The sequence below is a fragment of the Teredinibacter waterburyi genome (assembly GCF_001922985.1).
Classification (GTDB): Bacteria; Pseudomonadota; Gammaproteobacteria; order Pseudomonadales; family Cellvibrionaceae; genus Teredinibacter; species Teredinibacter waterburyi.
In genome coordinates this window covers 1-1,108 of sequence record NZ_MRUH01000029.1, presented here as the reverse complement: position 1 = coordinate 1,108, position 1,108 = coordinate 1, and the positions used below count along the sequence as shown (strand labels likewise).

The following is a 1,108-nucleotide window of genomic DNA, read 5'->3' as shown; positions in this document are numbered from 1 at the left end:
AGAAAGGATTTTCCTTTGGGGTATATATAAAAATCCAACGGGCTATTTCTTAGTTGCGTATTTGGCGCAACGCTGTAGGGTTTTATCAGCTTGACTTTTTCGCCGTTTAGAGCGAACGAGTCGCTGTAATATACCTCCTCAGTAAACGAATACCAGGAAAGATAGAACTCAGCCACATCGACTGGCAGCAATAATTTCCCGTTGGTTTTGTACTCATAAAATTGATTTTCATAGCGGCTCTTTAAGCTTGAATTTCGCTGGCCGCTTTCGAGCTGGGATGAATACACTGGGGAAATTTGAATTTTTCTAGCGTTTTCCCCATTTGCACCAACAAACACCATCTCATTCGTGAGTGATATGGGGTAGTCCTTTGGAATATATATTGTTACCTCGGTAAGAAAGTAATCGGATTTTATCCGCATACCGCTCCATAGCTTCCAAAACCAAAAAGCGCACACAAGAGCTGCCAGGATGAAAATATACCTGTTGTTAACTAACGGAATAATTCCATACTTTCTAATTGCCACAAACACTAGGTGCGCGCAGAATAAGATTAGAGCGCTAAGAATATAGCCTTTGATAAAAGGGATTAAAATCTCGGGGAATTTTGATGATGCCCCACTGCCATTATTTGAAAAGAGGTCGCCGGGGGTTACATTAGACATGAATGTGAAAGCGAGGCCTAAAAATATACTGCTAATCCAAATTGCGGTAACGCCAAAGTAGTAGACGCTAACAAGCGAAGCAATTACGAGGAATAGCGGCAGTACAAACAGTAGAATAAACACATCAGCCATACTTTTAATCCCTAATGTATGCGGCGATAATCAAGAGAATTCAATACCGCCATCGTAACACTTACAACCGATATGGGCATGTGCGTATGGCACAGGATATTTACGGTTTTTACTGGCACAGCTAATGGAGGAACTAATAGGAGACAGCCCCCGAGCTACTCGAATTTTTTATCGCCCTGCATGGCGAGGCGGTTGCCGCTAACATTTGTCTGGCGGTTGGGTTTTTGCTCGCTTATAGCGATAAAACCTAGACACCCACCCTATCACTTGCACGGGAATCTCGATAACTGTATATTTACCCAGCAAAACAT

General features: G+C 42.5%; 1 protein-coding gene. It reads right to left on the bottom strand.

The window, feature by feature from the left end; translation table 11 throughout:
* Positions 1 to 797: hypothetical protein (locus IDZ20_RS04780; protein ID WP_188150295.1), on the bottom strand; the 797-nt coding region annotated here is incomplete at its 3' end.
* Positions 798 to 1,108 lie beyond the last annotated feature (311 nt).